This is a genomic window from Caecibacter sp. AF58-12pH5A, assembly GCF_027681725.1.
In the GTDB taxonomy this organism is placed as follows: domain Bacteria; phylum Bacillota; class Negativicutes; order Veillonellales; family Megasphaeraceae; genus Megasphaera; species Megasphaera hominis.
On record NZ_JAQDBC010000006.1, the window covers coordinates 1 to 15,496 of the forward strand.

The 15,496-nt window shown below is 49.4% G+C and carries 16 protein-coding genes; 9 read left to right on the top strand and 7 right to left on the bottom strand.

What is annotated here, in order from left to right; genetic code table 11:
• Positions 1 to 126: 126 nt before the first annotated feature.
• From PGX44_RS04485 to PGX44_RS04505, 5 genes are all read left to right on the top strand, one after another.
• On the top strand, positions 127 to 258 hold the full coding sequence (locus PGX44_RS04485) for a DUF559 domain-containing protein (RefSeq protein ID WP_369692980.1): 132 nt from the start codon (positions 127 to 129) through the stop codon (positions 256 to 258).
• A 126-nt stretch (positions 259 to 384) separates the two neighbouring features.
• Positions 385 to 777 carry an RNA polymerase subunit sigma-70 gene (locus PGX44_RS04490; RefSeq protein WP_303854889.1) on the top strand — a complete coding sequence of 131 codons (393 nt, stop codon included), beginning with the start codon at positions 385 to 387 and terminating at the stop codon, positions 775 to 777.
• 37 nt (positions 778 to 814) lie between these two features.
• Complete coding sequence (locus tag PGX44_RS04495; protein ID WP_498854468.1) at positions 815 to 931, top strand: SHOCT domain-containing protein; 117 nt, start codon at positions 815 to 817, stop codon at positions 929 to 931.
• Positions 932 to 979: 48 nt separating this feature from the next.
• A complete protein-coding gene (locus tag PGX44_RS04500; RefSeq protein ID WP_303854888.1) occupies positions 980 to 2,617 on the top strand; it encodes a recombinase family protein in 1,638 nt (545 codons plus the stop codon).
• Positions 2,614 to 4,179 (top strand): recombinase family protein, encoded by a 1,566-nt coding sequence (locus PGX44_RS04505; RefSeq protein WP_498854410.1) that lies wholly within the window; start codon positions 2,614 to 2,616, stop codon positions 4,177 to 4,179. The genes PGX44_RS04500 and PGX44_RS04505 overlap by 4 nt, the downstream gene beginning before the upstream one ends.
• 442 nt (positions 4,180 to 4,621) lie before the next feature.
• Here PGX44_RS04505 and PGX44_RS04510 read toward each other — a convergent pair whose 3' ends face one another.
• The 4 genes from PGX44_RS04510 to PGX44_RS04525 all read right to left on the bottom strand — a co-directional run bounded on the left by PGX44_RS04510 (position 4,622) and on the right by PGX44_RS04525 (position 10,051).
• Positions 4,622 to 5,224 carry an HD-GYP domain-containing protein gene (locus PGX44_RS04510; RefSeq protein ID WP_186502330.1) on the bottom strand — a complete coding sequence of 201 codons (603 nt, stop codon included), beginning with the start codon at positions 5,222 to 5,224 and terminating at the stop codon, positions 4,622 to 4,624.
• A 24-nt stretch (positions 5,225 to 5,248) separates the two neighbouring features.
• The gene (locus tag PGX44_RS04515) at positions 5,249 to 5,758 is read right to left on the bottom strand and encodes an S-adenosylmethionine decarboxylase family protein (RefSeq protein ID WP_186502329.1); all 510 of its coding nucleotides are present in this window, start codon (positions 5,756 to 5,758) and stop codon (positions 5,249 to 5,251) included.
• Between the two features lie 359 nt (positions 5,759 to 6,117).
• Positions 6,118 to 8,706: an ATP-dependent chaperone ClpB gene (clpB, locus tag PGX44_RS04520; protein WP_186502328.1), complete on the bottom strand. Its 2,589-nt coding sequence runs from the start codon at positions 8,704 to 8,706 to the stop codon at positions 6,118 to 6,120.
• A gap of 148 nt (positions 8,707 to 8,854) precedes the next feature.
• The gene (locus PGX44_RS04525; protein WP_498854411.1) at positions 8,855 to 10,051 is read right to left on the bottom strand and encodes a tRNA(Met) cytidine acetate ligase; all 1,197 of its coding nucleotides are present in this window, start codon (positions 10,049 to 10,051) and stop codon (positions 8,855 to 8,857) included.
• A 164-nt stretch (positions 10,052 to 10,215) separates the two neighbouring features.
• Between PGX44_RS04525 and PGX44_RS04530 the strand changes: the two genes are divergently transcribed.
• The 3 genes from PGX44_RS04530 to PGX44_RS04540 all read left to right on the top strand — a co-directional run bounded on the left by PGX44_RS04530 (position 10,216) and on the right by PGX44_RS04540 (position 12,781).
• The gene (locus PGX44_RS04530) at positions 10,216 to 10,758 is read left to right on the top strand and encodes a hypothetical protein (RefSeq protein WP_186502326.1); all 543 of its coding nucleotides are present in this window, start codon (positions 10,216 to 10,218) and stop codon (positions 10,756 to 10,758) included.
• 27 nt (positions 10,759 to 10,785) lie between these two features.
• On the top strand, positions 10,786 to 11,979 hold the full coding sequence (locus tag PGX44_RS04535; protein ID WP_498854412.1) for an acetate/propionate family kinase: 1,194 nt from the start codon (positions 10,786 to 10,788) through the stop codon (positions 11,977 to 11,979).
• A 115-nt stretch (positions 11,980 to 12,094) separates the two neighbouring features.
• On the top strand, positions 12,095 to 12,781 hold the full coding sequence (locus tag PGX44_RS04540) for an HAD family hydrolase (protein WP_498854413.1): 687 nt from the start codon (positions 12,095 to 12,097) through the stop codon (positions 12,779 to 12,781).
• 72 nt (positions 12,782 to 12,853) lie between these two features.
• Here the strand turns inward: PGX44_RS04540 and PGX44_RS04545 are convergent, their stop codons facing one another.
• Positions 12,854 to 13,312, bottom strand: coding sequence for a MarR family winged helix-turn-helix transcriptional regulator (locus PGX44_RS04545; protein WP_498854414.1), 459 nt, complete (start codon positions 13,310 to 13,312; stop codon positions 12,854 to 12,856).
• Positions 13,313 to 13,515: 203 nt separating this feature from the next.
• On the opposite strand from PGX44_RS04545, the gene PGX44_RS04550 reads away from it, so the two are divergent.
• Entirely contained in the window at positions 13,516 to 14,061 is a 546-nt protein-coding gene (locus tag PGX44_RS04550) for a glutathione peroxidase (RefSeq protein ID WP_289001798.1), read from the top strand.
• A gap of 70 nt (positions 14,062 to 14,131) precedes the next feature.
• On the opposite strand, the gene PGX44_RS04555 is transcribed toward PGX44_RS04550, so the two are convergent.
• Complete coding sequence (locus PGX44_RS04555; RefSeq protein WP_498854415.1) at positions 14,132 to 14,521, bottom strand: hypothetical protein; 390 nt, start codon at positions 14,519 to 14,521, stop codon at positions 14,132 to 14,134.
• A gap of 57 nt (positions 14,522 to 14,578) precedes the next feature.
• The gene (locus PGX44_RS04560) at positions 14,579 to 15,490 is read right to left on the bottom strand and encodes a LysR family transcriptional regulator (protein ID WP_186502320.1); all 912 of its coding nucleotides are present in this window, start codon (positions 15,488 to 15,490) and stop codon (positions 14,579 to 14,581) included.
• Positions 15,491 to 15,496 lie beyond the last annotated feature (6 nt).

A 15,496-nucleotide genomic window follows, 5' to 3' on the forward strand; every position in this document is an offset into this window, starting at 1 on the left:
TGGGGCATAAAGTAGATTCATGCAATACCGATTTACACAAACTATTTTACACTCCCCAATATTATGCAAAAAAACAGAAGGAATTTATGAGCCAATGAGGGATAATGTAAAAAGCTAAAACGGAATATCGAGCGAGATAAGGAAGTCAATGACGAACTGACCGATATGGGCTGGCTCGTCCTGCGGTTCTGGGAGAGTGACATCAAGAAAGAGTTGCAGAGATGCGTGGACTTGGTTTGCGAATACCGCGGAAAATAACTGAATATCATTTGCAATCAGCGGATGCTCATCACGGGCATCCGTGTTTTTTTGCTTCCATAGTACTTAACGATAGCCGTTCTGTCCTGTTACTCCTGAAGACCAAATTTTCAGGAGGTATCCATCATGACGGACGAACAGAAACAACAGATCATTGCCCTGCGCCGGGATGGGGCAGGGTATGGCAGGATAGCGATGCAGCTCCAGATTTCCATCAACACGGTGAAGTCGTTCTGCCGGCGACACAGTCTGGTAGCCAAAACAGCCGGAGCAGTATGCGAACAGTGCGGAAAGCCCATTACCCAGAATCCGGGGCGGAAGCGGAAACGCTTTTGTTCCGATGCATGCCGGAACAAGTGGTGGAACAGCCACCTTGACCTGGTGAAGCGGAATGCTGTCTACACTTTTACCTGCCCGGCCTGTGGAAAAAAATTTATCGTCTATGGCAACAGGCATCGAAAGTTCTGCTCCCATGCCTGCTATATTGCGTATCGGTTTGGGGATGTACGCCATGGATAAGAGGTCGTTTCAAAATGAAACAACCTTCCAGGTGACAATGCATCTGGTAAGGAAAATGATGGCGGCAAAGCTCATCACAGAGAAGGAGTACCGGAACTTCGAACAGGCAATGATTCGCCAATATCAGCCATTTTCAGGGGACTTATACACTTGATAATTGTATCAAACAGAGTGATATATAGTGTCGAAAGGAGATGATTTGATGCGGACTATCCGTAAAATTGAACGAAGCATACCAAATTTAAAGCAACGAAAGAAAGTCGCAGCTTATGCCCGCGTATCCGTGGACTCGGAACGGATGCATCATTCCCTATCGGCACAGGTCAGCTATTACAGCAGCCTCATACAGAAGAACCCGGAGTGGGAATATGCCGGGGTATATGCTGACTACGGGATTTCCGGAACAAGGATAAAGAAACGACAGGAATTCCAGCGGATGTTGGAAGATGCCGAAGCTGGGCAGATAGATGTTATTTTGACCAAGTCCATCCAGCGTTTCGCCCGCAATACCTTGGATCTTCTGCGCACGGTACGCCACTTGAAAGAGATTGGCGTTGAAGTGTGGTTCGAAAAGGAAAATATCCATACTCTGAGCGGTGAAGGAGAACTGATGCTGACTATCCTGGCATCCTTTGCCCAGGAAGAAAGCCGTTCTATCAGTGACAATATCAAATGGCGATTCAAGAAGAAATTTGAACAGGGCATCCCGCATGCCAAGTTCTTTGTTTATGGCTATCGTTGGGAAGACGATAATCTAGTTACCAATCCGTATGAAGCAAAAGTGGTTCAAAGAATCTTCGAGGATTATCTGAGCGGCAAGACCAGAAAAGATATCATACGAGAACTTAAAGCGGAAGGCATCCGTACCATGTATGGAAATTTCTTCAAAGACGCCAGCATCCGGCAGATTCTCACGAATCCTATCTATACTGGTCTTCTCGAAATTCAGAAAACATTTGTGGTTGATCCAATCAATAAGCATCAGATATATAATCACGGCGAAAAAGATAAATACGTGGTGGAACATCATCATGAAGCGATTATAGAGCCCGGCGTGTTTGAACAGGTTCAGGTAGAGATGGCGCGGCGCAAACAGGATGGTCTCCAAAAGGGCGGTTATGCCAGAAAGTTTCTGAATACCTGCTGCTTTACCGGCGTAATCAAATGCGGAATCTGTGGGAAAAGCTATGCGCATGTTGTCCGCAGATATAAAGGAAAGGTCAGTGAATACTGGGCTTGTGAATCGCACAAGGGCAAAGGAACGAACTGTGGCGCTCACGGTTCCATCCCAGAGCCAGCGTTAAAGAAAGCCTGTGCATCCGTCCTTGGGACTGAAGACTTCGAAGAACAGGAATTCCTGCAAAAGGTGACAATGATTGTGGTTCCGGCTTATAAAAAGCTGATGTTCTATATGACCGATGGCCGAGTAATAGAAAAGAATTGGGAATCTACAGCATTGAAGGACTGCTGGACTGAAGAATTGAAGAAAAAGCAGAGAAATTGGATGACGCGATACCGACAGGACGGTGGAACTGGCCGCTTTACGGTTTTCTCAGGACGTATCCGGTGTCCAAGATGCGAAGTAACGTTCATCCGCATCTTGGATAAGCGCAAGGACGGGGCTGTCCCATACTGGCGGGTTCGAGACAGACATAAATGCATACACAGAACAGGTATCAAGGAGGATACCTTGAAAAAGACAGCCGCATCCATCCTTGGAATTCCCGAATTTGATGCGGAAGTGTTCAAAACCCAAATAAAAGATATCGAGATTCAGGAGGACGGAAGCCTGTTGTTCAGATTCCTGGATGGCCATACTGAAGGAGTGGATTTACTATGAGGGTAGTTCAAAGAATACCAGCAACGATTCGAAACTTTAAAGCAAAGCCGCTTGATACTCAACAAAAACGACGGGTCGCCGGCTATGCTCGCGTATCAACAGACCATGATGACCAGATTACCAGCTACGAAGCGCAGGTAGACTATTATACTCGTTATATTAAGGGGCGGGATGATTGGGAATTTGTCGGCATCTATACCGATGAAGGCATCTCAGCCACCAATACCCGCCACCGCGATGGGTTCAAGCGGATGGTCAAGGAGGCCTTGGACGGAAAAATCGACCTCATTGTTACGAAGTCTGTTAGTCGTTTCGCCAGAAATACGGTAGACAGCCTGACGACGGTACGCAAGCTCAAGGACAAGGGCATCGAGATATATTTTGAGAAAGAAAACATCTGGACGCTTGACGACAAGGGCGAACTCCTCATCACCATTATGAGTTCCCTAGCACAGGAAGAAAGCCGGAGCATCTCGGAAAACGTTACATGGGGGCATCGGAAACGGTTCGCTGATGGCAAGGTCAGCGTGGGATTCAGTCATTTCCTAGGATATGACCGTGGGCCGGACGGCAATTTGGTTGTCAACAGGGAACAGGCAAAGACTGTGAAGCTGATTTACCGCTTGTTCCTGGACGGGTATACCTTCCATTCCATTGCCAAGGAGCTGACTGCCAGAGGGTTGGAAACCCCGGCGAAAAAGAAACGCTGGTATCCGGGGACGGTAGAGAGCATCCTGACGAATGAGAAATACAAGGGCGATGCTCTGCTGCAGAAGAGGTTCACCGTCAACTTCCTGACCAAAGAAACGAAGGCGAATGAAGGGGAAGTGCCGCAGTACTATGTAGAAAACAATCACGAAGCCATCATCAGCCCGCAGGTCTTCGACTGGGTGCAGGAAGAAATCAAGCGGCGGCGTGAGGGGAGGAGCCGCTACAGCGGCGTATCCATCTTCTCCAGCAAAATCAAATGCAGCCAGTGCGGCGGCTGGTACGGGGCAAAGGTCTGGCACTCAACCGATAAGTACCGCAGAACCATCTACCGATGCAACGACAAGTTCAAGAGCCACTGCAAGACACCGCATCTGACAGAGGATGATATTAAGGAAGCCTTCATCCGGGCGGCCAATCAGCTCATCGAAAACAAAGCAGATATCCTTAACAGCATCACACTGCTGAAGGAACGGCTCACTGACACAGAAGCCTTGAAAGAGGAGCGGGACAGGCTCAGCACAGATTTGAACCTGCTGGCCGACAAGGTGCAGCAGCTCATAGCAGAGAACGCCAGGGTCGCGCAGAACCAGGATGATTATGACCGGAATTACAACGAACTGGTCAGCCGGTATGAAGCGGTGAAGACACAGTACAACAAGACCTGTGAAGCTATCCAGTATCGCAAAGCCCGGAGCCGTCAGATGGACAGCTTCATCAGGGAGCTTCGGGATCAGGATCTCATCAAGGAGTTTGATGCCAGGCTGTGGGGCAGCCTGGTGGATTTCATCACAGTGTACAGCAAAGATGATATCCGGGTGACCTTCAAGGACGGGACGGAAATCAGAGCATAAAAAAGTCAGGGCAGTTTGCCAACTGAATGGCAGCTGCCCTGACTTTTTTATATTGCTTTTAACTGGGCGCGCAGTCTGGCTTCCGCTTTGTGATAAATGGTATCCAGAATATCCGCGTCATCTAAGCCCATGATATTAGCTCCTTGTTGTAGATTTCTTTTGTTCCAGTATACCATGATGGCGCAGATTTGTAAGGAAAAGAGTGAACCTGCCTATGCGCACGGGGGTGTTCAAAATCCCTGCTATCGTTCGATTGTATCAAATACAGACACCTTTGAGACGATATTTATACGACAGGCGCCACCCTGGAAGCCTGTGCCAAAACACTAAAAAAAGGCGGCGCCGTTACCGTGACCGGATTGGTCATGGCCAGCGGTGGCCGCTAACAGAAAAACGCTCCTTTCCCTGTTTTTGGGAAAGAAGCGTTTTGTTTACCTGATTTTTAGCCCAACGTTTCTATGAAAGCTTTGACAATTTCCGGATCGAAGAGTAACCCGGAGGCACTGAATAATTCACGGATGGCCTGGGATTTGGTCTTAGCCCAAAATTCAGTACTCGGATTGATGATCGTATCGTAGTAGTCGGCTACAGCAATGATGCGGGCACCGAGGGGGATGTTTACACCCCGCAAATGCTTGGGAAAACCGGAACCATCCCAGCGTTCATGATGATAGACAATGTAAGGGATAATATCCTGACAACAGGGGATATTTTCCAATAAATTGCCACCGGCTGCGGCATGCCGCTTGTACATTGCTTTTTCACTGCGGTTCAGATAAGGAATTTTACTCAGCAGCATATTAGAAACAAAAAGCAGGCCAACATCGTGAAGCAGTGCGGCATGCTTAATTTGTCCGATTTCACTTTTGGGAAGCGCCAGTTTAGCGGCTACGCTGACGCTGTAATTCGCTACCTGCAGGGAATGCAAGTACAGCCGTTGATTTTTAAATTGTATAAATTGAAGTAATTCTGCAGTTATCGAATCGAGTGATTCCCGCTCTTCCGAACCGATACCGGCAGATTGCTTAAGTGACATCATGAACATAAGGACAAAACCTTTCCGTAAAACTTATGACTTTCTCTTCTGATATGTCCGGGCGCGTTTGCTGCGTTTTGGATGGCGCAGGATCGTAAACATTTTGGCACTGGTCCGTTTAATGCGGGCACCGGTATTTTTCATTCTCCGTACGGTCGTGATCTTATTCTTGCGCTTAGGGCGCATATCACGGATAGAGCCAAAATCGCCGCGGCGTATGCTCGTGGCTTTAATCCGGTCAGACTGCAAGCTGAGCTTCAAGGCACTCATAATCTTACTGGCCTGGATATCTGTATTAAAACTGTAAATATCGATGGCTGCGTAGGACAAATCCGGGTATACGTGCATGCACAAATGAGCATTGCCGGAAACGGCAATACAAGTCAGCTCGTTATCGCGGTGATAAAAACTGGCGCCTTCCAGTGTCGCACCGACGAGCTCCAACGCACGCTCAACAAGAGGCCGAAGATCTTCCGGACTCGAAAATGCAGCCTTACAATTATAAAAGTCGATCAGTAAGTGTTTCCCTAACATATTATTCATAAAATCCACCTGTCGTTTAGTTACAGTTAATTATATAATTTTTTAGCGTGCTTGTAAACGTGATTTCAAAATACGAAATATGTCTACCTTAGCATACTGATTTAGTATGCAGAAACGGAAGAAAGGAATTGACAACGCCATAGGATGCCAAATAGTGCCGCTGTCAGGGCACTGGCAGCGGCCTATATGACAAGGGTATCAGGTCTGATGGCATAATACACTATATATTACAGGATGATTCCCTATCTGTCCAGTGAAATAAAAGAAAATATGAAAAAAACAGTCTTTTGTAATGCAAAACACGCTGCAGTGCGTGGGGCACTGCAGCGTGTCAGTCTCTTTAGAAAGAGATGAAAGGATTATGCTTCTTGCTGCCGGTAAGGCGTAAAGGTAAACTGGCCGTTTTCGTAGCCAATGGAAACCGTATCGCCTTCGCGGACGGCACCACTGATGATGTCGCGGCTCAGGGCCGTTTCGACGGTATGAACGATGAGGCGGCGCAGGGGACGGGCACCGAACTGCGGGTTGAAGCCCTGGTCGGCCAGCTGCTGCAACGCTTCGTCGGTCCAGGTCAGATGTACTTTGACCTGTTTTTCCAGACGTTCGCTCAGCCGTTTGAGGAGGATAGACGCGATGTTCTGGACCTGTTCCTTGCCGAGCGCCTTGAAGACGACGATGTCATCGACACGGTTCAGGAATTCCGGACGGAAGTACTGTTTGAGCAGTTCCCGTACTTCTTTATCAGCCTGTTCGAAGCTGTCGGCTTCAAGAATCTGGTGCGAGCCCAGATTGCTGGTCATGATAATGATCGTGTTCTTGAAGTTGACGACCCGTCCCTTGCCATCGGTCAGACGGCCGTCATCGAGGATCTGCAGGAGGACGTTGAAGATATCCGGATGGGCCTTTTCGATTTCATCGAGGAGGATGACACTGTACGGGTGACGGCGTACGGCTTCTGTGAGCTGGCCGCCTTCGTCATAGCCGACGTATCCCGGAGGCGCCCCGATGAGACGGGAAACCGTGTGCTTTTCCATGTATTCGCTCATATCGATACGGATAATATTGCGTTCGTCATCAAAGAGCGTTTCTGCCAGCGTCTTGGCCAGTTCGGTCTTGCCGACACCGGTCGGGCCGAGGAAGATGAACGAGCCGATAGGACGGTTCGGGTCCTTGATACCGGCGCGGGCACGGATAATGGCATCGCTGACGACGCGTACGGCTTCGTCCTGGCCGACGACGCGTTCGTGGAGCGTATCATCGAGGTGGAGCAGTTTTTCCCGTTCGCCGGTCATCATCTTGGTGACCGGAATGCCAGTCCAGCGGCTGACGACGGAGGCGATATCTTCTTCGCCTACTTCTTCCTTCAGGAGCTGCGAATCTTTATGTTCTGCCAGGAATTGTTCCTGGTCGTCCAGCTGTTTCTGCAGTTCCGGCAGTTTGCCGTATTTCAGTTCCGACGCCTTGGCCAGGTCGTAGTCCCGTTCGGCTTTGGCCATTTCGTTCTTTACGGAATCCATTTCCTTCTTGATGGCCTGTGTGCGCAGGATGGATTGCTTTTCTTTATCCCATTTTTCCTTGAGCTCTGTTTCCTGGGCCTTCAGTTCTTCTTTCTTTTCCGTAATCTTTGCCAGGCGTTCCTTGGAGGCGTCGTCTGTTTCCTTGTTCAAGGACTGTTCTTCGATTTCCAGCTGCATAATCTTATGGCGGATTTCGTCGAGCGGTGCCGGCATGGATTCGATTTCCGTACGCAGCTTAGCTGCGGCTTCATCGACCAGGTCGATGGCTTTATCCGGCAGGAAACGGTCGGAAATGTAGCGGTCTGAAAGGACAGCAGCGGCGACAAGGGCTTTATCACGGATGCGGACACCGTGATGGACTTCATAGCGTTCCTTCAGGCCACGCAGGATGGTGATCGTGTCTTCTACAGACGGCTGGTTGACCATGACAGGCTGGAAACGACGTTCCAGAGCGGCATCCTTTTCGATGTACTTCTGGTATTCGTTCAGCGTCGTGGCGCCGATGCAGCGTAATTCGCCACGGGCCAGCATCGGCTTCAAAATGTTGCCGGCATCCATGGAGCCTTCGGAGGCACCGGCACCGACGACGGTGTGGATTTCATCGATGAAGAGGAGAATCTGGCCTTCCGATTTGGAAATTTCATTAAGTACGGATTTCAGTCGTTCTTCAAATTCACCGCGGTACTTAGCACCGGCAATGAGGGAGCCCATGTCGAGGGAGTAGAGGGTTTTGTTCTTCAACGATTCCGGTACGTCGCCGGCGATAATCCGCTGGGCCAGGCCTTCGACGATGGCTGTCTTGCCGACGCCCGGTTCACCGATGAGGACCGGGTTGTTCTTCGTCCGGCGCGAGAGGATTTCTACGGTACGGCGGATTTCATCGTCACGGCCGATGACCGGGTCGAGTTTGCCTTTACGGGCTGCGGCGGTCAGGTCGCGGCCGTATTTTTCCAAGGCCTTATAGTTGCTTTCCGGATTATCGGAATTGACGTTTTGTTTACGGTTCTTGCGGATGGCCGACATGATCTTATCTTTGACCAGGCCAAATTCACGACAGAGGTTCTGGACGTCGCTGTCGCTTTCTTCGGCAATCCCGAGGAGCAGGTGTTCCGTGCTGATGTATTCATCATGCATGGATTCGGCATACTGCTGTGCCTTGCCGATGACCCGGGCCATTTCGACGGCCATAGACATCTGGCTCTGGCCCTGGACGGACGGAATCTTTTTGAGGAGCTGTTCCAGGCGGGCCTGGAGCATAGGCACATCAGTGCCGCATTCCGTAAAGATGGTAGACAACAAGCCTTCCGGTTCTTTAACCAGGCCCATGAGGACATGGACCGATGTAATTTCCTGATTATAATGAAGTGCTGCTATCTGTTGAGCCGTCTGAAAGGCTTCGATGACTTTTTGTGTGTATTTTTCGTTTCCCATAATTAAGACCTCCTTGCGTATGGTGCAAGTCTGTGCAGTAAGATAGTGAACAACTAAGTTCAAGTATCATTATACTCATAAAAGTCAAAAAGTCAATAGAACAAAAGGAAAAAGACAAAAAATGAAAAATAAACAAAAAAAGACCCGCTCATTCCGGGTGGAAGGCGGGTGACTCGTAGTAATCGGCATGGCCCTTGCGGGCTGTACGGGCTGTGAAACAGTAGTGCTGTATATCTGTAGCGCGAAGGTCCAGCCCTAGCTGCGCCTGGCCTAAGGGCGAGAGAAAGGGCCGGCTGTCTTTGATGCGGTTAAGCATGGGGAAATGCGTGGCAGCTTCTTTAATCAGGGCGGCACCGCGGCGGTTTAAGGCGAGGATGCGGCCATACTGGGGCCCTTCGCTGTACGACTCATCCATCAGGGACTGTGACGGCTGGAGCAGTGTATAGGCTCCCATGCGGCACAGACGGCTGTAGGCGTAGCGTTTGGTCTTTACGGCAGCTAAGGCAACTTCATAGGAAAGAGCCTCGCTCATCATGCGGTACCAACGGTTTTCCAGGCCTTCGCTAAAGGCCGGGAGGGTGGCCAGCTTTTCCGGCGTGAGCAAGCGGTTTTGGAGAAGTACGAAATCGCCGTAGCGGTCATAGTCCGTATAGGCGCCGCAGACCAGGAGTTTTTTTACGGCAGCCTGGCAGTTTGCCGGCAAATAGGCTGCGGCCTGGTCTGTCAGGCCCCGGGCCGTAAGCTCGTGCCGTAAGGACGAAGCGCTCGTGTACGTACCGCCCAGACCACTGGTATGATCGCTGCCCTGCCGGGGCACGGGAACGAAGGCAAGGGCCTGGCCGGAGGCGGTAATAGCCTTGGCGTATTCTAAGGCCAGAAGCGCATTGGGCTGCTGCAACAGGGAGGCCAAATCCGGGGCCGCTGCTGTTATGGCGTCAGTCAGGGCCTGGCCGGCTGTACGTCCATGCCCGGTTGCGCTGCTTTCTTGGGCTATGCGGGCCAGGCGCAGGAAATCGCCGGCTGTCCCTGTTTCGACGCCGCAGGCCAGGTGTGTGCAGCCCAGCCGCAGTGCCAGGCCTACGCCGCCGGCAGCAAACCCGGCGGCACTCGACAGGGCGTAAACTGCCGGCAGCTCTACGACGCAGTCCGCTCCATTTTGCACGGCCATAGAAGCACGCTGCCATTTAGAGAAGAGGGCCGGCTCACCGCGCTGGACGAAGGACCCGCTCAGGATGACGACGAGCACCGCATGAGGACCAAAGTGCCGGCGCAGTGTGGTGAGTAAATACGCGTGGCCCGTATGAAAAGGATTGAATTCAGCGATGATGGCAATAGCAGCAGGCATGGCAGACTCCTTAAGGAACTAATAGATAATACATAGTATATTATACGGGCAAAAATGGGTATTTAACAGGGATTTGACGAGACATTTTACAATTTCTCCTTTTTCTCTTTTCTAGAATATGCTATAATTAAACAAGTCTGTTAGAAAGCATAATAGGTGATAGTATGAAGAGAATGAAAAAATTCCTGGTTTCCGCGCTGGCTGCGGCTTCCTTTTTTCTTTTGACCGGTTGCGGTAACGAAACCATCATGGAAGAATACAGCTTCGGCTATACGCAGCTCAAATCCGGCAATTCAGAGGTATATCTGATGACACCTGTCCAATTAGGTGAAATGCATCAAAAAGACGGAACCAATTTTTATGGTGCCAACGATGCCCATTGGATTATTACGGCAGAATCCCGGCCGGCCAGCAGCACATCTGTGCAGGCGTGGGCGGAAGAACCTACGTATATGCTAGCGCAGACGGCAACACTTTCTGATCTGCAGAAAACAGTAACGCAGACCACTGTTCTTGATAAGCCGGCGACGGAAGTTGAAGCGACCTTTAACCTCAATGTCCAGGGCCGCACGGTCAAGATGGCGGGGCGCAGCCTGTTTTTTGAAGATAAAGACCAAGTATGGGATATTACGTATTTGTACTCAGACAACGATGCTGTAGGCAAAGAGGTAATTGATCATGTCTTTGGTCAAATCAAAAATAATTAGAAGAATACACGAAAGAAGGTAAATTGCATGATCGTATTGGTTGTAAACTGCGGCAGTTCGTCCTTGAAATACCAGTTGGTAAACATGGACAATGAAGAAGTCATGGCAAAAGGGTTGGTAGAAAAAATCGGACTTTCCGATTCTCTGCTGACACACAAATGGAATGGCCAGAAAAAAGAAGTACAGCAGTCTATTCCGGATCATCAGGTTGCAGTAAAGCTGGTATTGGACATCCTTACTGATGCAGAATGCGGCGTTATCAAATCGATGGACGCTATCGACGCTGTTGGCCACCGTGTTGTCCATGGCGGGGAAGAATTTGCTTCCTCCACAGTTATTAACGACGAAGTCATGAAAGCCCTGGAAAAATGCTCTGCCATGGCTCCGCTGCACAACCCGCCGAACATTATCGGTATCAACGCCTGCAAAGCTATTATGCCGAACGTACCGCAGGTTGCTGTATTTGATACGGCATTCCACCAGACAATGCCGCCGAAAGCTTTTATGTATGGCCTTCCGTATGAATTGTATAAAGAAGACGGCATCCGCCGTTATGGCTTCCACGGCACAAGCCACCGCTATGTAGCCGGCCAGATCGCCAAGGTTATGGGCGTACCGCAGGAAAAACTCCGCGTTATCAACTGCCACTTGGGTAACGGCTCTTCCTTAGCCGCTATCAAATATGGCAAATGCGTTGATACGACCATGGGCTTCACACCGCTCGCCGGCGTTCTCATGGGTACACGCTGCGGCGATATCGACCCGGCCATCGTCCTCAACGTTATGGACAAACACAACCTTTCCACGAAAGAAATGGATACGCTCATGAACAAGAAATCCGGTGTACTCGGTATTTCCGGCGTTTCCAGCGACTTCCGTGATCTCGGCGAAGCTGCCAAAGAAGGTAACGAACGCGCTCAGCTCGCCCTCGATATGTTCCACTATCAGGTACGCAAACTGATCGGTGCCCTGGCTGCTGCTATGGGCGGCGTCGACGTCATCACCTTTACGGCCGGCGTTGGCGAAAACGGTATTGAAGACCGCGCAGCTATCTGCGAAGGCCTCGAATACTTAGGCGCAAAACTTTGCCCGGAACGCAACAACGTACGTGGTAAAGATGCGCTCATCAGTACGGACGACTCTACAGTTAAACTGTATGTCATCCCGACAAACGAAGAAATCATGATTGCCCGCGATACAAAGGAACTCGTTTCCAAATAATTTGCGGCAGTAGTCAGCAGATACCTGGTTGAGGGGCCGGGCATTGGAATGTTGCAGTACATACTGCCTGCTTCTGATGCCCGGCCCTTTTTCCATAGCAGAAAGGAGGGGAATAATGAAGCTCTTATATTGGGATATTGACGGTACCCTTGTCAATACGGGTATGGCCGGTATGAATGCCATCTACGAGGTATTCCATGAACTCAAAGGCGATGATCAGGCTGTGCCGAAAATTTCTGCCGGCGGCCGGACGGACAACTACATTTGCCAGCAGCTCTTGTACCAGGCTACAGGCGTCATGCCTGACGATGAAGAAGTCAATGCGTTTTGCCGGAACTATGAAAAGCATCTTATGAAATGGCTGCAAAAGATGAACGGTGAAATCATTCCGCCTGTACGGGATCTCTTGCCCTTTTTTGCGCAGCATCCGGATTTTCATCAATGCCTGCTTACGGGGAACAGCATTCATGGGGCCCGTATGAAACTGGACTTTTTCAACCTTTCACAATACTTTGACTTTGACCATTCCGGTTTTGCCCGCAATTTCTACTATCGCGATGATATGGCTAAATATGCCTATGATATTGCCGAAAAGACCTGGGGCAGTGAAATCGAAGCCATGTATGTCATTGGCGATACACCCTATGATATACAATGTGGCAAGGCCATCGGCGCCTATACGGTTTCCGTCGCTACGGGCCATTATACGTATGAGCAGCTGCAGACCCATACGCCGTGGGTATTGCTGCACCGCCTGCCGGAACCGGAAGCATTCCTGCAACTTTTATCACAACCAAGGTAACTACGATCATATAGAAACGCCCTGTGCCGGCATAACAGCTTATTTCGGCACAGGGCGTTTTGTTTTTCCTCTCTATTTTGTTGTCAAGGCGTCGATGATTTCATACAGCTCTTTTTTCAGCCGGTCCATTTCTTCAGGCGAAAAGAGCGTACCCTTGCGGTTTAACAGACAGCCCATTTGGTGGGGAATGTCTGCAGCCTGGTCGCGCAGGGCCAGGCCTTTTTCCGTAAGTGCAGCCATGAGCAGCCGTTCATCCTCCGGCTTGCGGTAGCGGCGGATAAAGCCTTGGGCTTCGAGCTTCTTCAATACCGGTGTCAGTGTACCGGAATCGAGGAGCAGACGCTGGCCCAGGTCATGCATAGAGATTTCCTTTTCTTCCCAAAGGACCATCATCGTAATATATTGGGGGTACGTAATACCCAGCTTCTTGAGCATAGGGTGATAGGCCGCCACAATTTTACGGGCGCTGGCATAGAGGGGAAAACAAAGCTGGTTTTGTAATAATAAAGGATCGTATTTTTTAGTAGTCATAGTGCTGCTCTCCATTACAATAAGATTAGCTTTATTGTAATGCTAAAGCACAAACAAGTCAAATTTTATTTTACATAATTTGATTTGACAAAATAGAAAAACCATGTATAATAAAGGCATGGAGAAAAAGAAACACTGAAGCAGAAAAAGCTGCTGCAGTTTCCTATAAAACTTATTATATAACCGAACAGGAGGAATGGAACATGAACGTATATGATTTTACTGTAAAAACAAACCGCGGTGTAGAAAAATCGTTAAGTGAATATAAAGGTAAGGTATTATTAATCGTTAATACAGCCAGCAAATGTGGCTTTACGCCGCAGTTTGAAGAATTGCAGAAACTGTACGAACAGTATAAAGATAAAGGCTTGGAAATCCTCGGTTTCCCGTGCAATCAGTTTGCCGAACAGGATCCGGGTACAGCTGATGAAATCCAGGATTTCTGCCGTGTCAACTATGGCGTCACTTTCCAGATCTTTGAAAAAGGCGATGTCCGTGGCGAAACGGCTCAGCCCCTCTTTAAATATCTGACGGAACAGAAAGGCTTTAAGGGCTTTGACATGAATCACCCCATCGCTCCTGTTTTGGTCGAAGCCTTGAAAGCGAACTTCCCGGAATTCCTCGAAGGCGATGGCATTAAATGGAACTTTACGAAATTCCTCATCGATCGTCAGGGCAACGTAGTAGAACGCTTTGAACCGACGACGGTTCCTTCGGCTATTGCCGGGGATATTGAAAAACTCCTCTAAGAACACTGCAGCAGTACAATAAAAAAAGAAGGCGTGGAGAAATCCACAGCCTTCTTTTTTTATTGTACTGTCAGTTGCCCAGCTTCCACGTATTTTCTAATACCTGGAAACGCAGGTCATGCCATTTCTTGGTGAGATCCTGTAACGATTCATATGTAGAGTACAAGAGGTTGTTGTGCTTGTCACTGGCCTGTTCGAGCTGTACCAGCCGTATTTCCTGCAAGCGGGTTTGTTCCTGCAGCAGGGAAATCTGATATTGCAGTGCTATGATCCAAATAAATTGGATGACTACGAGGATACAGGCGACTATGGCCGTGAGAATCACTGCTTTATGTAAGCCCGGCAGGGCCTTATACTGCTTTTTGAGTGATTCCTTTTGCAGTCTGTATTCTTCTTCAGGAAGTATCGTATCCCTTTCCGACACGGTCGTGTCCGAAAGAGATACGATGTGTTTTTTCATAAAATGGGGAATCTTCAAGATGCTAAAGCCCTTTCTCCGTTATGGCCTGGACCGGTCTCAGACGTTGGAAATAATACGCGTCTTGTTGCGGACGAAATCAAGCCAGAGCTGGGCTGCATGGGACAGGTAGTGACCCCGTTTCCAGATGACGTAGAGGACATGCATGATTTCCGGTTCGACGAGGGGACGGACGACGACGGATTCGCAGACCCGCGGGTTCGATTCCTTGTTCGGGCAGATGCGGCTCGGCAGGAGGGCTACGCCCAAATTGGCCACAACGGTCTGGATCATGAGATCACGCTGGCTCGTTTCAAAGACGATTTTCGGCTGGAAACCGATTTTCTTGCAGTCCTGAATGATTTCGTCGTGGAGATTGAAATCATCACGGTAGAGAACGAGCGATTCATTGGCCAGCTTTTTGAGAGGAATAGATTTTTCCTTCGACAGGATATTGTCGCGATGGATGATGACATTCATGGGATCCTGTGTGAGGAAGAACGATTCGAATTCCTTTTCCTTCGGCTGCGTGCAGACGATACCTAAATCGATGAGGCCTTCCTGGACGCTGATTTCAACCTTTTTTGAACCGTGTTCATAGAGGTCCAGCTCGATTTGCGGGTATTCCTGCTTGAATGCACCCAGCAGGTTGGCAAAAATTGGTGCGCCCGTGATCGGGGGCAGGCCGATGAGGACCGTGCCTTGTTCCAGCTTGAATTCATTTTCGAAGTCCGTCTTCAAATGTTCAAACATGAAGACGACGCGTTTGGCGTGGGACAGGAAAATTGTCCCGGCGTCCGTTAATTCTACGGCTTTGGCATTGCGCATAAACAGAACGACACCGAGTTCCTCTTCTAAGGCCTTGATCGTACGGCTGATAGCCGACTGGGATATATGCAACGTGCGCGCGGCTTTACTGAAGGATTTTTTGTCCGCTACTTCGACGAAATATTTAAGATGATGGAAATCCATAGTGTT

What these genes read in the sequence shown, in the direction of transcription:
- PGX44_RS04535 (WP_498854412.1), top strand. Translation starts at nt 10,786, where the DNA reads ATGATCGTATTGGTTGTAAACTGCGGCAGTTCGTCCTTGAAATACCAG.
- PGX44_RS04560 (WP_186502320.1), bottom strand. Translation starts at nt 15,490, where the DNA reads ATGGATTTCCATCATCTTAAATATTTCGTCGAAGTAGCGGACAAAAAA.
- PGX44_RS04500 (WP_303854888.1), top strand. Translation starts at nt 980, where the DNA reads ATGCGGACTATCCGTAAAATTGAACGAAGCATACCAAATTTAAAGCAA.
- PGX44_RS04555 (WP_498854415.1), bottom strand. Translation starts at nt 14,521, where the DNA reads ATGAAAAAACACATCGTATCTCTTTCGGACACGACCGTGTCGGAAAGG.
- PGX44_RS04540 (WP_498854413.1), top strand. Translation starts at nt 12,095, where the DNA reads ATGAAGCTCTTATATTGGGATATTGACGGTACCCTTGTCAATACGGGT.
- PGX44_RS04530 (WP_186502326.1), top strand. Translation starts at nt 10,216, where the DNA reads ATGAAGAGAATGAAAAAATTCCTGGTTTCCGCGCTGGCTGCGGCTTCC.
- PGX44_RS04490 (WP_303854889.1), top strand. Translation starts at nt 385, where the DNA reads ATGACGGACGAACAGAAACAACAGATCATTGCCCTGCGCCGGGATGGG.
- PGX44_RS04525 (WP_498854411.1), bottom strand. Translation starts at nt 10,051, where the DNA reads ATGCCTGCTGCTATTGCCATCATCGCTGAATTCAATCCTTTTCATACG.
- PGX44_RS04545 (WP_498854414.1), bottom strand. Translation starts at nt 13,312, where the DNA reads ATGACTACTAAAAAATACGATCCTTTATTATTACAAAACCAGCTTTGT.
- PGX44_RS04515 (WP_186502329.1), bottom strand. Translation starts at nt 5,758, where the DNA reads ATGAATAATATGTTAGGGAAACACTTACTGATCGACTTTTATAATTGT.
- clpB (WP_186502328.1), bottom strand. Translation starts at nt 8,706, where the DNA reads ATGGGAAACGAAAAATACACACAAAAAGTCATCGAAGCCTTTCAGACG.
- PGX44_RS04495 (WP_498854468.1), top strand. Translation starts at nt 815, where the DNA reads ATGCATCTGGTAAGGAAAATGATGGCGGCAAAGCTCATCACAGAGAAG.
- PGX44_RS04510 (WP_186502330.1), bottom strand. Translation starts at nt 5,224, where the DNA reads ATGTTCATGATGTCACTTAAGCAATCTGCCGGTATCGGTTCGGAAGAG.
- PGX44_RS04550 (WP_289001798.1), top strand. Translation starts at nt 13,516, where the DNA reads ATGAACGTATATGATTTTACTGTAAAAACAAACCGCGGTGTAGAAAAA.
- PGX44_RS04505 (WP_498854410.1), top strand. Translation starts at nt 2,614, where the DNA reads ATGAGGGTAGTTCAAAGAATACCAGCAACGATTCGAAACTTTAAAGCA.